This is a genomic window from uncultured Castellaniella sp. (genome assembly GCF_937988725.1).
GTDB lineage: Bacteria > Pseudomonadota > Gammaproteobacteria > Burkholderiales > Burkholderiaceae_B > Castellaniella.
In genome coordinates, this window is the sequence record NZ_CALKHS010000009.1 from 347806 (window position 1) to 366508 (window position 18703).

General features: G+C 66.2%; 19 protein-coding genes and 1 pseudogene. 11 read left to right on the forward strand and 9 right to left on the reverse strand.

Annotated elements, in window-relative coordinates; genetic code table 11:
• Positions 1–13: 13 nt before the first annotated feature.
• Together Q0263_RS09135 and Q0263_RS09140 are read left to right on the forward strand one after the other, a co-directional pair.
• Positions 14–160 (forward strand): hypothetical protein, encoded by a 147-nt coding sequence (locus tag Q0263_RS09135; protein ID WP_298015467.1) that lies wholly within the window; start codon positions 14–16, stop codon positions 158–160.
• 31 nt (positions 161–191) lie between these two features.
• Positions 192–794, forward strand: coding sequence for a LysE/ArgO family amino acid transporter (locus Q0263_RS09140; protein WP_298015468.1), 603 nt, complete (start codon positions 192–194; stop codon positions 792–794).
• A gap of 60 nt (positions 795–854) precedes the next feature.
• On the opposite strand, the gene Q0263_RS09145 is transcribed toward Q0263_RS09140, so the two are convergent.
• Positions 855–2072, reverse strand: a complete 1218-nt coding sequence (locus tag Q0263_RS09145; protein WP_298015469.1) for an MFS transporter — start codon at positions 2070–2072, stop codon at positions 855–857.
• Between the two features lie 5 nt (positions 2073–2077).
• Positions 2078–2173: pseudogene (locus Q0263_RS09150) on the reverse strand (CDP-diacylglycerol--serine O-phosphatidyltransferase); the annotation flags it as partial.
• 93 nt (positions 2174–2266) lie between these two features.
• Between Q0263_RS09150 and yghX the strand changes: the two are divergent.
• Entirely contained in the window at positions 2267–3154 is an 888-nt protein-coding gene (gene yghX / locus Q0263_RS09155) for a YghX family hydrolase (protein WP_298015470.1), read from the forward strand.
• Between the two features lie 12 nt (positions 3155–3166).
• Here yghX and Q0263_RS09160 read toward each other — a convergent pair whose 3' ends face one another.
• The 3 genes from Q0263_RS09160 to Q0263_RS09170 form a co-directional block, all read right to left on the reverse strand.
• Positions 3167–4393 carry an MFS transporter gene (locus Q0263_RS09160; protein ID WP_298015471.1) on the reverse strand — a complete coding sequence of 409 codons (1227 nt, stop codon included), beginning with the start codon at positions 4391–4393 and terminating at the stop codon, positions 3167–3169.
• Positions 4390–4878 carry a MarR family transcriptional regulator gene (locus tag Q0263_RS09165; protein ID WP_298015472.1) on the reverse strand — a complete coding sequence of 163 codons (489 nt, stop codon included), beginning with the start codon at positions 4876–4878 and terminating at the stop codon, positions 4390–4392. The genes Q0263_RS09160 and Q0263_RS09165 overlap by 4 nt, the downstream gene beginning before the upstream one ends.
• Positions 4879–5021: 143 nt before the next feature.
• Complete coding sequence (locus Q0263_RS09170) at positions 5022–6308, reverse strand: aspartate aminotransferase family protein (RefSeq protein ID WP_298015688.1); 1287 nt, start codon at positions 6306–6308, stop codon at positions 5022–5024.
• Between the two features lie 177 nt (positions 6309–6485).
• Between Q0263_RS09170 and Q0263_RS09175 the strand changes: the two genes are divergently transcribed.
• Positions 6486–7907 (forward strand): PLP-dependent aminotransferase family protein, encoded by a 1422-nt coding sequence (locus Q0263_RS09175; protein WP_298015473.1) that lies wholly within the window; start codon positions 6486–6488, stop codon positions 7905–7907.
• Between the two features lie 27 nt (positions 7908–7934).
• Here Q0263_RS09175 and Q0263_RS09180 read toward each other — a convergent pair whose 3' ends face one another.
• From Q0263_RS09180 to Q0263_RS09195, 4 genes are read right to left on the reverse strand one after another with little or no spacing between them, the layout of a single operon-like run.
• Positions 7935–9725, reverse strand: a complete 1791-nt coding sequence (locus Q0263_RS09180) for an aminopeptidase P family protein (RefSeq protein ID WP_298015689.1) — start codon at positions 9723–9725, stop codon at positions 7935–7937.
• Positions 9726–9753: 28 nt separating this feature from the next.
• A complete protein-coding gene (locus tag Q0263_RS09185) occupies positions 9754–10407 on the reverse strand; it encodes a CoA transferase subunit B (RefSeq protein ID WP_298015474.1) in 654 nt (217 codons plus the stop codon).
• Between the two features lie 14 nt (positions 10408–10421).
• Positions 10422–11117 (reverse strand): CoA transferase subunit A, encoded by a 696-nt coding sequence (locus Q0263_RS09190; protein ID WP_298015475.1) that lies wholly within the window; start codon positions 11115–11117, stop codon positions 10422–10424.
• Between the two features lie 36 nt (positions 11118–11153).
• Entirely contained in the window at positions 11154–11702 is a 549-nt protein-coding gene (locus Q0263_RS09195; RefSeq protein WP_298015476.1) for a thioesterase family protein, read from the reverse strand.
• Here Q0263_RS09195 and Q0263_RS09200 point away from each other — a divergent pair.
• The 7 genes from Q0263_RS09200 (at position 11701) to Q0263_RS09230 (ending at position 18682) form a co-directional block, all read left to right on the forward strand.
• A complete protein-coding gene (locus tag Q0263_RS09200; protein WP_298015477.1) occupies positions 11701–13347 on the forward strand; it encodes an electron transfer flavoprotein-ubiquinone oxidoreductase in 1647 nt (548 codons plus the stop codon). The genes Q0263_RS09195 and Q0263_RS09200 overlap by 2 nt on opposite strands.
• Before the next feature lie 5 nt (positions 13348–13352).
• Positions 13353–14009 (forward strand): MarC family protein, encoded by a 657-nt coding sequence (locus tag Q0263_RS09205; protein WP_298015478.1) that lies wholly within the window; start codon positions 13353–13355, stop codon positions 14007–14009.
• 78 nt (positions 14010–14087) lie between these two features.
• Positions 14088–15071, forward strand: coding sequence for a GlxA family transcriptional regulator (locus Q0263_RS09210; protein WP_298015479.1), 984 nt, complete (start codon positions 14088–14090; stop codon positions 15069–15071).
• A gap of 217 nt (positions 15072–15288) precedes the next feature.
• Positions 15289–15924, forward strand: a complete 636-nt coding sequence (locus Q0263_RS09215; RefSeq protein ID WP_298015690.1) for an ABC transporter permease — start codon at positions 15289–15291, stop codon at positions 15922–15924.
• A gap of 28 nt (positions 15925–15952) precedes the next feature.
• Entirely contained in the window at positions 15953–17008 is a 1056-nt protein-coding gene (locus Q0263_RS09220) for an ABC transporter ATP-binding protein (protein WP_298015480.1), read from the forward strand.
• Positions 17005–17751 (forward strand): ABC transporter permease, encoded by a 747-nt coding sequence (locus Q0263_RS09225; RefSeq protein ID WP_298015481.1) that lies wholly within the window; start codon positions 17005–17007, stop codon positions 17749–17751. Before Q0263_RS09220 ends, Q0263_RS09225 begins: the two co-directional genes overlap by 4 nt.
• Positions 17752–17791: 40 nt before the next feature.
• Positions 17792–18682 (forward strand): glycine betaine ABC transporter substrate-binding protein, encoded by an 891-nt coding sequence (locus Q0263_RS09230; RefSeq protein WP_298015482.1) that lies wholly within the window; start codon positions 17792–17794, stop codon positions 18680–18682.
• Positions 18683–18703 lie beyond the last annotated feature (21 nt).

Here is an 18703-nt window from a genome sequence, read left to right on the forward strand (position 1 = left end):
TCATGCCCGCGAAGTGATCGAGAAGCGCTACGCTGAACCGGTTCATCCCGTCGCTGCGCTCATCGCATATCTCGTTTTAGGCGAGGCGCTGGCGCTGGAGTCGATACCGGGGATCCTGCTCGCCGTCATCGGCATCTATCTCGTGATCCGAAAGTCCTGAGCGCCGGCCCACGCACACACACAGGAACTCCATGAACGGCTTCATCTCCGGATTTCTCCTCGGCCTCGGCCTGATCGCCGCCATCGGCGCGCAGAACGCCTTCGTCCTGAAGCAGGGCCTGCAGAAGCGGCACGTGCTGGCCGTCAGCCTGACCTGCGCCCTGTCCGACATGGTCCTGATCGCCGCGGGCGTCGCGGGCTTCGGCGCGCTGATCGCGGCGGCCCCCGGCATCCGGGTCCTCATGACCTGGGCGGGCGCCCTCTTCCTGGCGGTCTATGCCATCAAGAGCTTCCACGCGGCGATCACCAACCGCTCAGCGCTGAATCCGGCGGAGGCCGGAACCAGCAGTCTGTCCGCCACAATCGCCACCTGCCTGGCGTTCACCTGGCTGAACCCGCACGTCTACCTGGACACGGTCGTGCTGCTGGGTTCCGTCTCCACGAACTACGGCCCTGACCGCTTCCTGTTCGGGCTGGGGGCGGTCACGGCATCTTTCCTGTTCTTCTTCGCGCTGGGGTTCGGCGCCCGGCTGCTGCGGCCGCTGTTCGCCCGCCCCGCCGCGTGGCGCGTGCTGGATCTGCTGGTCGGCCTGATCATGACGGCGCTGGCCGTCAAGCTGGCGGCATCGGCGTGATGCGCGACCCGGCCATATGGTCCCCCCGGCGCGCCAGCCCCTGGACCGGACATGCCGCCCCTAGGCTGACGCAAAGGAATAAGTCTCCCTGACCCGCAACGCCGCCACGAACCCGACCAGGCTCAAGCCCGCCGGAAGCCAAAGCGCCGTCTGGTATGCCGCTGCGGAAACGTCGGCGCCCAACACAAGCAACCAGCCATATGCCGTCTGGACGATGGCGGTGACCAGGAACACCCCCATGTTGACGAAGGCGATGGCGGATCCGGCGAGTTCCGCATGCACGCTCTCCTTCACGGCCGCGAAAGAGACGGCCACCTGGGCGCCACTGGACAAACCCAGCGCCAGGAAACAGACGAGACCGCTTGTGAATCCGCCGCCAGGGGCGAACAGCAGCCAGAACCAGGCCGCGACATTGCACAGTGAGGACAGCCAGATGAAACACTTGCGCGCCCTCATCCCGTCGGACAATTGGCCAAAGAGCAGCGATCCGAATCCATAGGGCAGCAACGCCAGCGTCAGTATCCACGACGCCGAGGCGCCCGACAGACCATAGCCATCGCTCAACAACTGGGTACCCCACAAGCCGGCGAAAGCGTAGAAGGTCCCGTTCGTCCCCGAGATCGCCAGCAGGATCAGCCATAGCTGCCGGCTTCCGATCACGTCCAGCCACAAGCCCCGGTGAGGCGAATCACGCCGCATCCCCATCGCCCGCCGCCGCAATGCATCGGACATCGGCGGGGGACGCCAGAAGAGCAGAATCAGAAGCGCCGCGGCGACAGTCACCAGGCCGAGCCACTGGAAGACCGTCCGCCAATCGGTCAGTTCAAGAAGCAGACGCGCGGGGGCTTCCGACACGAGCGAACCCAGGGTTCCGATCAATAGCGTCACTCCGGTCACCATGCCGAACCGGCGCCCATCGAACCAGATGGCGTTGTTCTTCATCATGGCAACGAAGACCAGCGACATGCCCAGGCCCACCAGGCAAGGGCCTGTCAGAGCAAGCGCGTAATTCCCGCTCGCGCTCAGGATCAAGGCGCCGACACCGGTCAATAGCGTGCCGATCATGGCCGGCGCACGAATGCCGAAACGATCGATGACCACGCCGGCCGGCACCTGCATCAGGGTGTACACCCAGAAATGCGCGGCTGCGAGCCCGCCTAATGCCGCCGCGTCCAGTCCCAGGCTTTCACCGATCGGCGCCGCAAACGTCGCCGGCGCAAACCGATTGAAAAACCCGATAAAGAAGGCGGTGACCAGGAGCGTGTAGCTGACAAGCATGAGTCCCCTTCTGAGAGCGCTTCGGCGGTGATGTTGTAGCGCGCCAGGCGCGACACGCCGCGGGCGACGAAGTACCCCAGCAGCACGCGGTCCCAGATCCCGATCCAGTCGAACAGTCAGGGTAACATCGAGCGGAGGACGGGATCGGGATTAAGATGGTACGAGCCCACCATGGATAGCCCCGGGAGGACGCCATGCCCCGATTGACTGCGAAAGACTTCGCGCCGGAACTGCTGGAACTCTACGATTTCTACGCGCACGGACTGATCGACCGGCGCGAATTCCTGAATCGGGCGGCGCGCTACGCCGCCGGGGGGCTGGGCGCCGCCGCCCTGCTGGCCACGCTGTCGCCCGATTACGCGCTGGCCGAACAGGTGTCCTTCACCGACCCGGACATCCTCGCCGAATACATTCATTACCCGTCCCCCAAGGGCAACGGCACGATACGCGCCTATCTGGTCCGGCCGGCCAAGGCCGCGGGCAAAATCCCCGGCGTCGTGGTCGTCCACGAGAACCGCGGCCTGAACCCCTACATCGAAGACGTCGCCCGGCGGCTGGCCAAGGCCGGCTTCCTGGCGCTGGCGCCCGACGGCCTCAGCGCCAAGGGCGGCTACCCGGGCAACGACGACCAGGGCCGGGAACTGCAGCAGCAGATCGACCCCGTCAAGCTGATGAACGATTTCTTCGCCGCCGTCGAATTCCTGCCGACCGTCGCCGGGTCGACGGGCAAGACCGGGATCATCGGCTTCTGCTACGGCGGCGGGGTCGCCAACGCGGCCGCCGTCGCCTACCCGGAACTGGCGGCGGCCGTGCCCTTCTACGGCATGCAGCCGCGTCCCGAGGACGTGCCCCGCATCCGGGCGCCCCTGCTGCTGCACTACGCCGGCCTGGACACCCGCGTCAATGCGGGCTGGCCGGCCTACGAGGCGGCGCTGAAAGCCGGCGGAAAGACCTACGAGGCCCACATCTACCCAGGCGTGAACCACGGCTTCCACAACGATTCGACCCCGCGCTACGACAAGGACGCCGCCGAGCTGGCCTGGAGCCGCAGCATCGCCTGGTTCAGGCGCTGGCTGGCCTAGCGGCCCGCGCCATCACGCCTCGGCCAGCGCGGGTTCCGCCTTCGGGGCCGAATGGGCGCCGGCCGATACGGCCGGCAGATCATGGGATTCGTCGATGTGGCGCAGTTGGCGGCGGCTGGCCAGCAGCACCGCAACGCCGGCCAGCACGGCGGCCGCGCCCACCCAATAGGGCACGTGATCGTTGATGGTTTCGCCCAGATAGCCCGCCAGCCAGGGCGCGACCGCCCCGCCGCTGAAGCGCACGAAGCTGTAGGCGGCGGACGCCACGCCGCGCTCGACGGGCGCGGCCTTCATCACGGTCTCGGTGACCAGGGTGTTGTTGATGCCCAGGAACAGGCCCGCCGCCACCACGCCGACCACCAGCACGGCCTTGTTGTCGGTCCAGACGGCCATCATGACCAGCACCGCCGCGAAACCCGTCAAGGCCATGGCGATGGACGGCAGCGTGCCGAAGCCGCCCTGCAGCCGGGGCGCCAGGACGACGGAGGCGAAGGCCAGCATCGCGCCCCAGCCGAAGAAGACCAGCCCGACCTGCTGGGCGCTCATGTCCAGCGGGAACGGCGTGTAGGCCAGCAACGTGAAAAAGCCGAAGTTGTACAGCAGCGCCGTGATCGCCACGCCCAGCAGCCCGGGGTGTTTCAGCGCCCGGAACGGATCGCGCAGCGAACTGGGACGGGCCACCGCCGCCGCGGAAGGCAGCAGCATCACCGTGACCACGAAAGCGATGGCCATCAGCACCGACACTCCGAAAAACGGCCCGCGCCAGGAAATCGACCCCAGGACCCCACCGATCAGCGGGCCCGCGGCGATGCCCACGCCCAGGGCTGCCTCGTAGAAGATGATGGCGTCGCGCACCGAGCCCCGGGACGCGCTGACGATGGCCGCCAGGGCGGTGGCGACGAACAGGGCGTTGCCCAGCCCCCAGACGGCGCGGTAGCCGACGATTTCCATGACGGAATCGGACATCCCCGCCAGCCCGGCCCCGACGATGATGACCGCCAGGCCCAGCAGCAGGGTGCGCTTGACCCCCAGGCGGCTGGACACCGCGCTGGTGATCAGCATGGCCAGGCCCATGATGGCCATGTAGCTGGTGAACAGCAGCGAGGTCTGGGAAGGCGTGGCCCCCAGGGAATCGGCGATGGGCTTGAGGATGGGATCGACCAGGCCGATGCCCATGAAGGCGATGACGCAGGCGAACGCGACGGCCAGCACGGCCTTGGGTTGTCGCAATAAATTCATGATGAAGAAAGTTCCTTGCTGACGGATTGATTCGGAAGTCCGGAGGATTGGCGGTAGGCCGCGTCCAGCAAACCGCTCAGGGCTTGCAGGGCATCCCGCAGCCCCTGGCGCTGCGCCGGCTGCAATTCCGCGATCAGGGATTCGACGACCCGGGCGCGTTCCCGGCGCAGATCGGCCAGCACCCGCCGCCCTTGCGGCGTCAGGGAAATCCGCGTGGCGCGGGCATCGACCGGATCGACGGCGCGAGCCACCAGTTGCTGTTCCTGCAGACGCTGCACCAGCGCGGTCATGGTGGGCTGGCTGCAGTGTTCCGCCTGGGCCAGATCGCCGATGCGCGCGGGTTCCAGTTCATTGACCTGCGACAGCACCCGCGCCTGCGCCAGAGGCACCGTCCAGGTGGTGTGATGCGTGACCCAGCGGTTCAGCCTCACGATGCGATCCAGCAATTCGGCCCCGACCGGGTCGCCCGCCGCCAGTTCGTCCATATCTTTTCCCGATCAATTACATAGCATTCCTATGTAATTATACGGAAAAATGCCGGCGACATCACCCCTCAAGGAGAAGTTCGGCCGCCGGCAATCAGCCTGCGAAGGTCAGTGCCATCGCGGCGGCGTGCCTGCCGGCATGATCAATCCACCGTCGCCAGGACGCTTCCGATCGTCTCGAAGATCTGCGCGATCTGCTTTTCCTCGATGATGAGCGGCGGCGAGATGGCGATGATGTCACCCGTGTAGCGCACCAGGACCCCCTTGTCGAAACATCGGTTGAAGACTTCGGAAGCGCGCGCGCCGGGCTTCCCGGGACGGGGTTCCAGTTCGATGCCGGCCACCAGCCCCAGGTTGCGGACGTCGATCACGTGCCGCGCGCCCTTGAGCGCATGGGCGGCGTCCTCGAAGGCGCCGGACAGGCCCTTGGCGCGATTGAACAGATCCTCGTCGCGGTAGATGCCCAGGGTGGCCAGGATGGCGGCGGTCGCCATGGGGTGGGCCGAGAAGGTGTAGCCGTGGAAGAACTCGATGCCGCCCTGGCTGGCGTCCACGACCGTGTCGTAGATCTCGCGGCGCACGGCCACGCCGCCCGCCGGCACGGCGGCGTTGCACACGCCCTTGGCGAAGGTGATCAGGTCGGGCTTGACGCCGAAGAAGCTGCTGGCCGTCGGCGCGCCCAGGCGGCCGAAGCCGGTGATGACTTCGTCGAAGATCAGCAGGATGCCATGCTTTTCCGTGATGGCCCGCAGCCTTTCCAGATAGCCCTTGGGCGGCAGCAGGACGCCGGTGGACCCGGCCAGGGGTTCCACGATCACGGCCGCGATGGTCGAGGCGTCGTGCAGGGCGATGATGCTTTCCAGAGCGTCGGCGAAATGCTCGCCCCCCCAGGCCGGCTGCCCCCGCGAAAAGGCGTTGTGTTCCAGATCGTGCGTGTGCGGCAGGTGGTCCACCCCCGGCAGCAGGACGCCGGAAAACGCCTTGCGGTTGGGGGAAATGCCGCCCACCGAAATGCCGCCGAAGCCCACGCCGTGATAGCCGCGCTCGCGGCCGATCAGGCGCGTGCGCTGGCCCTCGCCCCGGGCGCGGTGATAGGCCAGCGCCATCTTCAGCGCCGTATCGACGGATTCCGATCCCGAATTGGTGAAGAAGACGCGGTCCATGCCTTCGGGCATCAGGGCGGCGACTTCGGTCGCGGCCCGGAAGGAGTCCTCATGGCCGATGTTGAAGCTGGAGGCATAGTCCAGTTTTTCCGCCTGGCGATGCAGGGCCTCGACGATGGGCTTGCGCCCGTGGCCCGCGTTGACGCACCACAGGCCCGAGGTGCCGTCCAGGATCTGGTGGCCGTCCGTGGCGGTGTAGTACATCCCCTTGGCGGACGCCAGCAGGCGCGGGTGGGCTTTGAACTGGCGGTTGGCTGTGAACGGCATCCACAAGTGGGACAGATCCAGCGCGACTGCAGTATCGGAACTCATGATGTGACCTCGCAAAGTCAGGGAACCGGGAAGGATGAAGCCCATTCTGGGCGCGCGATGGCGCAAAAGACATACACAGTGCTAGGATGGATCCATCACTGTATTGGCCGTATCACGACAACTGTATTGGTCATGATCCTGTTCACTCCCAAGCGCCCTCCGCCCGACGGCCGGACCCTGGTCGACCAGGCCGTGGATGCCATCGAACAGGCCATCGACGCCCGCATCCTGCGCCCGGGCATGGTCCTGCCCTCGGTCCGGCAATTCGCGCGCGACCATCGCCTGTCCACCTTCACCGTCATGACCGCCTACAACCGGCTGGTCGCGCGGGGGCGTCTGCAATCCCGCCCAGGCATCGACTACCGCGTCGCCCGCCCCGCCCCGGCCCGGCCGCCGGCCGCCGCCTGGGAAGCGCCGCAGGTGGGCCCCGCCTGGCTGCTGTCCGACGTCTTCGCCGATCACTCCATGGCCATCAAGGCCGGCTGCGGCTGGCTGCCGCCCGACTGGCACAACGAAGCCGGCCTGCAGCATGCCCTGCGCCAGCTGGTGCGGGTGCCCGTCGGCCAGATGGCGTCCTACGGACACCCGCTGGGCTACCACCCCCTGCGCGAGCACATCGCCCACCACCTGGGCGGCTACGGCCTGGCGGCGGACGCGGGACAGATCCTGCTGACCCACGGGGCGACCCAGGCGCTGGACATCGTCATCCGGACCGCGCTGAAGCCCGGGGACCACGTCGCCGTCGAAGCGCCCTGCTACGCCAACCTGCTGCAGATCCTGGCCATGAACGGCGTCATCGCGCATGGCGTGCCCCGCACCCCGGACGGACTGGACGAGGACGCCCTGGACGCCCTGGCCGGCGCGCACCCGCTGCGGGCGGTCTTTGTCACCACTGTCCTGCAGAACCCGACCGGCGCCAGCTTCACCATGGCGGGCGCCTTCCGGTTGCTGCAACTGGCGGAACGCCATGATCTGCTGGTCGTGGAAGACGATGTGTCGCGCGAGCTGCTGCTGGAGCCCGCGCCCCTGCTGGCCGCGCTGGCCAGCACGCGGCGCGTGGTCTACGTATCGGGTTTCGCCAAGAGCGTGATGCCCTCGCTGCGAGTCGGATACCTGCTGTGCGAACCGAATCTGCTGCGGCGCTGCGCCCAGACCAAGATGTCGCTGGGGCTGACGTCCGCGGAGATCATGGAGCGCACGGCCTGCCAGGTCCTGCGCGACGGCCGGCAGGGCCCCTACCTGCGCGGCGTGCGGGAGCGCCTGGGCCAGGCCCACGACCAGACCTGCCAGAGGATGCGCGAGGCCGGCTTCGAGATCGCCCACGAACCCGGCGCGGGCCTGTTCCTGTGGGCGCGGCCCCGCCAGGCGCTGGATCACCCGGGCGGCGCCATCGGCCTGGCGGCCCGGGCCCTGAAGGCCGGCATCTGGCTGGCGCCCGGGGCCTACTTCTACCCGGACAGGCGCGACGAAGGCTGGTTCCGCTTCAATGTGGCGTATTCGTCCGCGCCGGCGCTCTGGGCTTTCTTTCGCGAGGCCGCCCGAAACCCGGAATGAGGCCGGGCACGGAGCCGGCCCCGCCCGTCAGACCGGTTCGGTGCGCGCCAGCAGCCAGTCGCGGGCGGCGCCGTCCACCAGCGGCAGCAGGCGTTCGCGGACCTGCCGATGGTAACCGTCCAGCCAGTCCCGCTCGTCGGCCGACAGCAGTTCGCGCACCACGCAGCGGGTGTCGATGGGACACAGCGTGACGGTTTCGAACCCCAGGAAGGATCCGAAGGCCGTCTGCGCCGCCGGCACGGCCAGCACCAGGTTTTCGATGCGGATGCCCCATTGACCGTCGCGGTACAGGCCGGGCTCGTTGGAGGTCAGCATGCCGGCCCGCATGCCCTGATGGGGCCGCGCGTGGGCCCGCACCGAGATCGACTGCGGGCCTTCGTGCACGTTCAGGAAATAGCCCACCCCATGCCCCGTGCCGTGACCGTAATCCAGGCCCCGCCGCCACAGGGGCATGCGGGCGACGGCATCCAGCACCGAAGAGGCCGTGTCGACGGGGAACTGCGCCCGCGCCAGGGCGATATGCGCCTGCAGCACGGCGGTGTAATCGGCCCGCTGCGCCGCCGACGGCGCGCCCACGGGCACCACGCGGGTGATGTCGGTGGTGCCGCCCAGATACTGCCCGCCGGAATCGATCAGCAGCAGGCCGTCGCCCTGGATCACGGCATGGGACGATTCGGTCGCCCGGTAATGCGGCATGGCGCCGTTGGCGTTGAAGCCGGCGATGGTGGCGAAACTGAGGCTGACGAAGCCCGGCCGCCGGGCGCGGGCCGCCGACAGGCGGGTGTCCACGTCGATTTCCGTGATGCGTTCGCCCGCCGCCAGGGCGGCTTCGAACCAGGCGAAGAATTCGCACAGGGCGGCGCCATCCTGGGCCATGGTCTGGCGGACGTTATCGGCCTCGGCCGCGTTCTTGACGGATTTCAGCAGCTGGGAAGGATTGATGGACTCGATCACGCGCACCTGGGCGGCGTGCGACAGGGTGCCCGCCGTCACCCGGGCCGGGTCCACCAGCAGGGCCGCGTCGACGGGCAGGCTGCTCAGGTCCCCCGCCAGGGCCGTGTAATCATTCAGTTCGACCCCGTCGGCCGCCAGACGGGCCGCCAGGTCCGGGGCGATCTTGCCCGGCGCCACGTACAGGCGCGCCCGATCGGCATCCAGCAGCGCATGCGCCAGGAAGACGGGGTTGTAGTCCACGTCGGCCCCGCGCAGGTTCAGCAGCCAGGCGATGTCGTCCAGGGAGGACAGCAGATGATGATCCGCCCCCAGGTCCCGCATGGCGGCGCGCACGGCGGCCAGGTTGTCGGCCCGGCTGCGGCAGGCGTGCGGCGGCAGGTGTTCGAAGACCGCCGCCATCGGCAGCTCCGGCCGGTCGGCCCAGACGGCGCCGACCGGGTCCTGGTTCAGCACCAGGCTGACGCCGGCGGTCTCCAGGGCTTTGCGCCAGCGCGCAGCGGAGGCCCGGTCCATCACCCGGCCGTCCACCGCCAGACCGTCGCCGCGCCGCAGGTGCGCCACGGCCCAGTCGAGCATGTCGGGCACGTCGGGCGCCCCGGCCCGCATCAGGGCGATGCCGGAACCCCGCAGCTGGGATTCCGCCTGCACCCAGTAGCGGCTATCGGTCCACAGGCCGGCGAAGTCGGCCGTCACCAGCAGGCTGCCCGCCGAGCCGTCGAAGCCCGACAGCCAGGCCCGCGCCGCCCAGTGTTCGGGCAGGTATTCCGACAGATGCGGATCAGCCGTGGGCACCAGGCAGGCCTGCAGGCCCGCCAGGGCCAGCTGCCCGCGCAAGGCGGCGATGCGATCGGCAGGCGCCGCCAGGGCATGCAACAGAGTCACGGTATTTCCTTCAGGCGACCGCCGAGGTGTCCAGCTTGGCGGTGGTCTTGGCGCGGATTTCATCCACCGTGACGCCCGGGGCCAGTTCGGTCAGGCGCAGGCCGCCGTCGGTGACTTCCATGACGCCCAGATCGGTGATGATCAGGTTGACCACCCCGACCCCCGTCAGCGGCAGGGTGCATTCGGGCAGCAGTTTCAGGGATTCGGTGCCGTCCTTGGCGCGGGCGACGTGTTCCATCAGGACCACGACCTTGCCCACGCCGGCCACCAGGTCCATGGCGCCGCCCATGCCCTTGATCATCTTGCCGGGAATCATCCAGTTGGCCAGGTCGCCCTTCTCGGACACCTGCATGGCGCCCAGGATGGCCAGGTTGATCTTGCCGCCCCGGATCATGCCGAAGGAATCGGCCGAAGCGAAAATCGAGGAGCCCGGCAGCGTGGTGACGGTCTGCTTGCCGGCGTTGATCAGGTCGGCGTCGACCTGGTCGTCCTTCGGGAACGGGCCGATGCCCAGCAGGCCGTTTTCCGACTGCAGCCAGACTTCCATGCCGCTGGGCACGAAGTTGGCCACCATGGTCGGCAGGCCGATTCCCAGGTTCACATAGAACCCGTCTTGCAATTCCTTGGCGGCGCGCGCCGCCATCTGTTCACGATCCCAAGCCATTGTGTGCCCCCTTTTTATTGACGGATGGTGCGTTGTTCGATGCGCTTTTCAGGATGCGCATTGAGGACGATGCGGTGCACGTAGATGCCCGGCAGGTGGATCTCATCCGGATCGAAGGCGCCGGTGGGCACGATTTCCTCGACCTCGGCCACGGTGATCCTGCCCGCCATCGCGACGTTGGGATTGAAGTTGCGCGCCGTGCGGCGGAAGACCAGATTGCCGCTGCGGTCGGCCTTCCAGGCCTTGACCAGGGAGACGTCCGGCGTCAGGGATCGTTCCATCAGATAGGTGCGGCCGTTGAATTCACGGGTTTCCTTGCCGTCGGCCACCACGGTGCCCACCCCGGTGGGCGTGAAAAAGGCCGGAATGCCGGCCCCGCCCGCGCGCAGCTTTTCGGCCAGCGTGCCTTGCGGCGTGAATTCGAGCTCCAGTTCGTTCGCCATGTACTGGCGGGCGAATTCCTTGTTCTCGCCGACGTAGGAGGCGATCATCTTCTTGATCTGGCGCGTGGCCAGCAACTGCCCCAGGCCGAAATCATCGACCCCGGCGTTGTTGCTGACGCAGGTCAGGCCATGCACCCCGGAATCCCGCAGCGCTGCGATCAGGGCTTCGGGGATGCCACACAGCCCGAAGCCGCCGACGGCGATCATCTGATTGTCGGCCACGATGCCCTTCAAGGCAGCGGCAGCGCTTTCATAGACTTTATCCATACGACGTTTCCTTTGAGACGAACTGAAAAATACGACTCATGCTGAAAAACAGCGCATCAGCATACGCCGGTCGGCATCGGTCCAGGGAACCGGCCGCCCGGTTGCGCCATCGGCGCAGACCAGCACATTGCGCCCCCGGGCATGCAGCGCCCGCGGGTCATCCGCATCGGCAATCCAGCAGTCCAGTTCGACGCTGGTGCGCCCCACCCGCAGCAGCTTCATGCCGACGACAACACAGGCAGGATACAACAGCGGTTTGAGAAAATCACACGAGGCGTGGGCCAGCACGCCGAAGCGGCCCCCGGCGCCATCCAACCCCATGGCGGAAAACAAACGTACGCGAGCTTCTTCGAAATAACGGAAGTAGGCCACGTTGTTGACGTGGCGCAGGGCATCCATGTCGCCCCAGCGGACTTCGACCCGGATTTCAAACGTTCCCGAAGGTGTTTGAATATCAACGACTTCCGTGGGCATCGAGGGCTCCTTGAACATGGGCCGGCGGGCCCGTGGACGAAAGTGCAGTATACCGATCTGCAATACAATGGCCGGCAATCCAAGCATCAGAAAACGGGAGCCATCCATCATGACTGAACGTGAATCCATGGAATACGACGTCGTCGTCGTCGGCGGGGGGCCGGCGGGGCTGTCGGCCGCCATCCGGCTGAAGCAACTGGCCGCCGAACGCGGCCAGGACGTCAGCGTCTGCGTCCTGGAAAAGGCGGCCGAGATCGGCGCCCACATCCTGTCGGGCTGTGTGATGGACCCTCGCGCGCTCAACGAACTGATCCCCGACTGGAAGGAAAAGGGCGCTCCCTTGAACGTGCAGGTGCAGGAAGACCGTTTCCTCTTCCTGACCGAATCCGGCTCCCGCGGCACGCCCGCCTGGCTGCTGCCCGACTGTTTCAAGAACCACGGCAACTACATCGTGCGCCTGGGCCACGTCACCCGCTGGCTGGGCGAACAGGCCGAAGCCCTGGGCGTGGACGTGTTCCCCGGCTTCGCCGCCGCCGAGATCCTGTACGCGGAATCGGGCGCGGTGCGCGGCGTGCTGACCGGCGACATGGGCGTGGCCCGCGACGGCAGCCACACCGACGCCTACCAGCCGGGCATGGAACTGCTGGCGCGCTACACGATCTTCGCCGAAGGCTCGCGCGGCCACCTGGGCCGCCAGTTGATCGAAAAATTCCGCCTGGACGCCGGCCGCGACCCGCAAAGCTACGCCATCGGCGTGAAGGAACTGTGGGAAGTCGATCCCGCCCAGGCCCGCCCGGGCACCGTCATGCACACGGCCGGCTGGCCGCTGGATTCCGACACCTACGGCGGATCTTTCCTGTACCATCTGGACGACAACCTGGTGGCCGTGGGCCTGGTGGTCGGCCTGGACTACGCCAACCCCTGGCTGTCGCCCTTCGAGGAATTCCAGCGCTACAAGACCCACCCCGCCATCCGCGCCACGCTCGAAGGCGGCAAGCGCATCGCCTACGGCGCCCGGTCCCTGACGGCCGGCGGCCTGCTGTCGCTGCCGAAGATGATCTTCCCCGGCGGCGCGCTGGTGGGCTGCGAAGCGGGCGTGCTGAACGCCTCGCGCATCAAGGGCAGCCATTCCGCCATCAAGACCGGCGCTCTGGCCGCCGAAGCGGCCTTCGAGGCCCTGGCCGCCGGCCGCAGCCACGACGAACTCACCGCCTACCCGGCCGCCTTCGAATCGTCCTGGCTGCATGCCGAACTGAACAAATCCCGCAACTTCAAGCAGTGGTTCAAGAAAGGCCGCACCATCGGCACCCTGATGACGGGGATCGAGCAATGGCTGCTGAAGGGCAACATCCCCTGGACCATCCACCGCAGCAAACCGGACCACGCCTGTCTGCAGCCGGCTGCCGAATGCGCGCGCATCGACTATCCGAAGCCCGACGGCAAGCTGACCTTCGACCGGCTCAGCTCCGTCTTCATCTCGAACACCAACCACGACGAAAACGAACCCGTCCACCTGACGCTGAAGGACGCGGCCGTGCCGGTGAAGGTCAACCTGGCCAAGTTCGGCGGCCCCGAAGCCCGCTTCTGCCCGGCGGGGGTCTACGAATTCGTCAAGACCGAAACCGGCGAGGACAAGCTGCAGATCAATGCGCAGAACTGCGTGCACTGCAAGACCTGCGACATCAAGGACCCCACCCAGAACATCGTCTGGGTCACGCCCCAGGGCGGCGAAGGGCCGGTCTACAACGGCATGTAAGTGCCATGGATATCGCCTACGCCACCAAATTCCTGGGCGCGCTGTTCGCCATCATGAACCCCTTCATCACCCTGCCGCTGTTCCTGGCGCTGACGGCGCAGAAATCCGTGGCTGAACAGCGCAACCTGGCGGTCGCCATCCTGGGATACACCGCCGTCATGTGCATCGTGATCGCCCTGGCCGGCAGTCACATCATCAGCTTTTTCGGCGTCAGCCTGGATTCCTTCCGGGTGGCGGGCGGCATGGTGCTGATCGGCATCGCCCTGTCCATGCTCAACGGCCAGCCGATCACGTCCCACGAACGCGCCACCCAGGAAAAAAGCGCCAACACCGCGGCCGCCGCGGCCGAAGGCACGGACGACAATCCCGCCTTCTACCCCCTGACCTTCCCCATGATCATCGGCCCCGGCACGATCGCCACCCTGATCATCTACAGCGCCCAGGCCAGGGACTCCGCCCGCCTCGTCAGCTTCGGCGTCGTGCTGCTCGCCGTCCTGGCGGCCCTGTTCGCCGTGCTGTATTTCGCCGCGTCGATCGGCAGGCTGCTGTCCACCAAGATGCGCGTCATCATGGCCCGTGTCATGGGCATCATCCTGGCCGCCATCGCGGTGGAAATGGTGTTCGCGGGCGCCAAGGCCATGCTGCCGGGGCTGGCGCACTGACAATCCGGCCGCCACCGGACTCCTTGCGCTGCGCCGCGCCGTCGTCACGGGCAGCGGAGCAACCCACCAGAGACTAACATGACACCTGTCGAATTCGGCTTCCTGCTGATCCCGCAGTTTTCCATGCTGTCGTTTTCAGGCGTACTCGAGCCGCTGCGCATGGCCAACCGACTGGTGGAAACGCCGCTCTACCGCTGGCGAATGTTCACGCCGGAAAACCGTGCCGCGCCCGCCAGCAACGGTCTGCTGTTCGAACCCACCGGCCGCATGGAAGCCCCAGGCGCGCTCGACACATTGATTGTCGTGGCCGGCATCGATGCCAATACATACTGCACGCCGGACATCCTGGGTTGGCTACGTCGGCTGGCGGGAGGCGGTGTCAACCTTGGCGCGACCTCCGTCGGACCGCTGTTCCTGGCTCGCGCGGGCCTGCTGGACAACCATCGCTGCACCATCCACTGGGAAAACGTCGCGGGGCTGCGGGAAGAATTCCCGCTGCTGAACATTACCGACGAACTCTACGAAATCGACGGCCAGCGCCTGACCTGTTCGGGAGGGACGGCGGGCCTGGACATGATGATGCACCTCATCGGCCAACGGCATGGATACCGGCTGGCAACCGCCGTAGCGGAGCAATGCATCCATCCCGAAATCCGCAAATCCCAGGCCAGCCAGCGGCTGTCGCTGCGCAACCGTCTGAACGTAAACAACCCGCATCTGCTGGCCGCCATCGAATGCATGGAATTGCACCTGGAAGACACCCTGAGCGGCGCGCAGCTGGCCTCTCAGGTAGGCCTGTCAGTGCGGCAGTTGAACCGACTTTTCAGATCGAACCTCTCCGTTCCTCCAGGCGACTTCTATATGAACCTGCGCCTGGAGCGCGCCCGCGCCCTGCTGGAACAGACCAGTATGCCAGTGGCGGAAGTCAGCCTGGCCTGCGGGTTTGCCAGGACATCGCACTTCATCCGCCGCTTTCGCGAACGCTTCGGCCATACGCCCGTCGCCGCCCGCCGGCACCAGCGCGGACGCTACGTGGAAACGCCGGAGACAGTTAGGACCTGAAGCAGGACGTATTTCCGACAACGACCATGTGGCGTCAAAAATAGAATATATAACGTCCGTTTCAGAGCATCAATGCGCCGATAGACACCCTACTATGGGCGCTCAAAGGCGGGAACCCGGCCATGCGGCCGCGGAGGCCGCCACATAAAGGGCAGCTGCACGCACGGCACCCAGACGCCTCACAAGAGGAGACAGATTCGTGGACACCCTGATCTACATGGCCGCGCATGGCGACCTGATCCTCGCCCGCACGATCGAGCACATTTCCCTGGTGGGAGTGGCCATCGGACTGGCCATCCTGACGGGCGTGCCCATCGGCATCGCCATCACCCAGAACCAGCGTGCCGCCAACCTGGTGCTCTACATTGCTTCGATCATCATGACGGTGCCGTCGATCGCGCTCTTCGGCGTCATGATCCCGGTGCTGTCCCTGTTCGGTCACGGCATCGGTTACGTGCCGGCCGTCATCGCGGTACTGCTCTATTCGCAACTGCCCATCATCCGCAACACCTATACCGCTATCAACAATGTCGATCCCGCGTTGCGGGAAGCGGCGCGCGGCATGGGCATGACGCCGCTGCAACGCCTGGGCAGGGTGGAAATTCCGCTGGCCATCCCGGTCATCATGGCCGGCGTGCGCAGCGCTGTCGTGCTCTCCATCGGCATCATGGCGATCGCGGCCTACATCGGCGCCGGCGGCCTGGGCGTGTTCATCAGCCGAGGCATTTCGCAGACCGACCCCCGCCAACTGGTGACAGGCGCCGTCGCTGTCAGCGTGCTGGCCATCGTCGCCGATTTCTTCCTGCTATGGCTGCAGAACCGACTCACGCCGGCTGGTGTGAAAACCGCCTGACCCCCATTCAGAAAGGAGGCCCGACATCATGATCCGGCTGGAAAACCTCACCAAGACATTCACCACCCACGAAGGCACGGCCACCGCTGCCGATCACATCAGCATGGAAGTCGCGGCAGGGGAAATCTGCATCCTGCTGGGCCCTTCGGGCTGCGGCAAGACCACCACGCTGAAAATGGTGAACCGTATCATCCCGCCCAGTTCGGGCCGGGTCTTCCTGGATGAGAAAGACACTACGGACTACGACACCATCAGCCTACGCCGGCAGATTGGCTACGTGATCCAGCAGATCGGCCTGTTTCCCAACATGACCGTCGGCGAAAATATCGGAGTCGTGCCCCGCCTGCTGGGCTGGGACAAACGCCGAATCCAGCAGCGCACCGAAGCGCTGCTGGAGATGGTGGCCCTGGACCCCGCCGTATTCCTGGCGCGCTACCCGAAAGAACTGTCCGGCGGCCAGCAGCAACGCATCGGCGTGGCCCGCGCGCTGGCGGCGGATCCCCCAGTGCTGCTCATGGACGAACCCTTTGGCGCGATCGACCCGATCAACCGGCAAGTCATCCAGGACGAATTCCTGAAGATGCAGGAAAAGCTGGGCAAGACGATCCTGTTCGTCAGCCACGACATCGACGAGGCGGTCAAGATGGGCGACAAGATCGCCATCTTCCGCGAGGGCCGCCTGCAGCAATTCGACACCCCCAACAACGTCCTGGCCCGCCCGGCTAATGATTTCGTGGCGAATTTCGTAGGCTGCGACCGCACTCTCAAGCGGCTGCGGCTGATGACGGTACGAGACGTGATGACGGCCATACCCGCCGGTAATAACGACGGCCGGCACAGAGACGCCCGGAGCGACACGCCCGAGCGCCAGGTTCACGAGGACGACGACTTGCGCATGGCGGTTTCGCAAATGTTCACCCACAACCTCGACGAACTGGCTGTGGTGGATCACGCCGGACAGTACCGGGGCACCATCACGCAGCAGGCGATCCGGCAGGCTCTGAGCCAGGACGGCGGCCCCGTCCATCAAAATACCCAGGCGAAGCATCCCGTCACCTGCGAATCGCAAAGGCTCGCACCATGAGCCGGGCCTCGCGCGCACTTTGGCAGACCGGCCACAGGACCGAACGCCTGCTGGTCCTGGCGCTGCTGGCGCTCGTCGGCATTCAGTTGCAGATGAGCGGACTGGCCGATGACATTCTCTCCCACGGGGACGACATCCTGTACCTGAGCCGCCAGCACATCGAACTGACGCTCATTTCCGGCGGACTGGCGATCGCCACCGGGTTGCCGCTGGGAATCGTACTGAGCCGCCGCTTCATGCGCCGCTGGGCTGAAGGCGTCATGCAACTACTCAACATCGGCACCACCATCCCGACACTGGCCGTGCTGGCCTTGTCCATGACGCTGCTCGGAATCGGCACCGCGCCGGCCATCTTCGCACTGTGGATCGCTTCGCTCCTGTATATCGTGCGCAATACCTACTCGGGCTTGACGGCCATCCCGCAACACCTGCAGGAGGCCGCCTATGGCGTGGGCATGTCCGCCTGGCAGGTGCTGTGGCAGGTGGAGCTGCCCAACGCGCTCTTCGTGATCTTCGCCGGCATCCGCACCTCGCTGGCCATCAACGTCGGGACCGTGCCCCTGGCCTTCCTGGTGGGCGGCGGCGGGTTGGGCGAACTGATTTTCACCGGAATCGACCTGAACGATACCGGAACCATGCTGGCGGGCGCCATCCCCACAGCGCTGCTGGCCATCGCCGTCGATACCCTGATGGGCATGGCGGCTCACGCCTTGATTCCCCGAGGCGTCAACCCACTGCGATAGCGTTCACAAGCGCAGACATTCACCCCCAAGGAGCAGACAAATGCAGCTTTTCAAACTCGTACAGGCATGCGCCGCCACCGCTCTCCTCGCCTTTGCCGGCCAGGCTGCGGCCGCCGACGCCATCGTGGTCGGCGGCAAGAACTTCACCGAGCAGCAGATCATGGCGGAGATGACCAGCCAACTGCTGAAGGCCAAAGGCCACGCGGTCGATACGCGGGCCGGCATGGGCAGCGCCGTGCTGCGCAAGGCACAGGAAAACGGCCAGATCGACGTCTACTGGGAATACACCGGCACGTCGCTCATCGTCTACAACAAAGTGACAACCTCCCTGTCGGCGCAGGCCGGCTACGCCAAAGTCAAAGAACTGGACGCAGCCAAGGGACTGGTCTGGCTGAATCCTTCCAAAGCCAACAACACCTATGCGCTGGCCATGCGCCGCCAGGAAGCCGACAGCCTGGGTATCCACACGATCAATGATCTGGCGACAGCCCTGAACGGCGGCAAAGACCTGGCCTTCGCCGTCAATGCCGAGTTCTACGCTCGCGCCGACGGCCTCAAGCCGTTGCAGGAAACCTATGGCTTCGAATTCAAACGCGCCAACATCAAGCGCATGGACACGGGTCTGACCTACCAGGCGCTGCGCGACAAGCAGGTGGACGTGGCGCTGGTCTTCGCCACGGACGGGCGCATTCCCGCCTTCGACTTCGTCGTCCTGACGGATAGCAAGGGCTTCTTCCCTTCCTATGCGCTGACACCGGTCGTCCGTCAGGCCGTCCTGGCCAAGAATCCCAAGCTGGCCGACACCCTGAATGGCCTGTCCGCCGTGCTGGACGACAAGACCATGGCTCACCTGAACGCCCAGGTCGACGTCGATCACAAATCCATCAGCGACGTCTGCCAGGCTTTTCTCAAGGAAAAAGGGCTGATCTGAACGCATCCGGCCCAGCCATTC

Coding starts and splice junctions, on each gene's coding strand:
- Q0263_RS09140 (WP_298015468.1), top strand. CDS start 192: ATGAACGGCTTCATCTCCGGATTTCTCCTCGGCCTCGGCCTGATCGCC.
- Q0263_RS09145 (WP_298015469.1), bottom strand. CDS start 2,072: ATGCTTGTCAGCTACACGCTCCTGGTCACCGCCTTCTTTATCGGGTTT.
- yghX (WP_298015470.1), top strand. CDS start 2,267: ATGCCCCGATTGACTGCGAAAGACTTCGCGCCGGAACTGCTGGAACTC.
- Q0263_RS09160 (WP_298015471.1), bottom strand. CDS start 4,393: ATGAATTTATTGCGACAACCCAAGGCCGTGCTGGCCGTCGCGTTCGCC.
- Q0263_RS09165 (WP_298015472.1), bottom strand. CDS start 4,878: ATGGACGAACTGGCGGCGGGCGACCCGGTCGGGGCCGAATTGCTGGAT.
- Q0263_RS09170 (WP_298015688.1), bottom strand. CDS start 6,308: ATGCCGTTCACAGCCAACCGCCAGTTCAAAGCCCACCCGCGCCTGCTG.
- Q0263_RS09175 (WP_298015473.1), top strand. CDS start 6,486: ATGATCCTGTTCACTCCCAAGCGCCCTCCGCCCGACGGCCGGACCCTG.
- Q0263_RS09185 (WP_298015474.1), bottom strand. CDS start 10,407: ATGGCTTGGGATCGTGAACAGATGGCGGCGCGCGCCGCCAAGGAATTG.
- Q0263_RS09190 (WP_298015475.1), bottom strand. CDS start 11,117: ATGGATAAAGTCTATGAAAGCGCTGCCGCTGCCTTGAAGGGCATCGTG.
- Q0263_RS09200 (WP_298015477.1), top strand. CDS start 11,701: ATGACTGAACGTGAATCCATGGAATACGACGTCGTCGTCGTCGGCGGG.
- Q0263_RS09195 (WP_298015476.1), bottom strand. CDS start 11,702: ATGATGGATGGCTCCCGTTTTCTGATGCTTGGATTGCCGGCCATTGTA.
- Q0263_RS09205 (WP_298015478.1), top strand. CDS start 13,353: ATGGATATCGCCTACGCCACCAAATTCCTGGGCGCGCTGTTCGCCATC.
- Q0263_RS09210 (WP_298015479.1), top strand. CDS start 14,088: ATGACACCTGTCGAATTCGGCTTCCTGCTGATCCCGCAGTTTTCCATG.
- Q0263_RS09215 (WP_298015690.1), top strand. CDS start 15,289: ATGGCCGCGCATGGCGACCTGATCCTCGCCCGCACGATCGAGCACATT.
- Q0263_RS09220 (WP_298015480.1), top strand. CDS start 15,953: ATGATCCGGCTGGAAAACCTCACCAAGACATTCACCACCCACGAAGGC.
- Q0263_RS09225 (WP_298015481.1), top strand. CDS start 17,005: ATGAGCCGGGCCTCGCGCGCACTTTGGCAGACCGGCCACAGGACCGAA.
- Q0263_RS09230 (WP_298015482.1), top strand. CDS start 17,792: ATGCAGCTTTTCAAACTCGTACAGGCATGCGCCGCCACCGCTCTCCTC.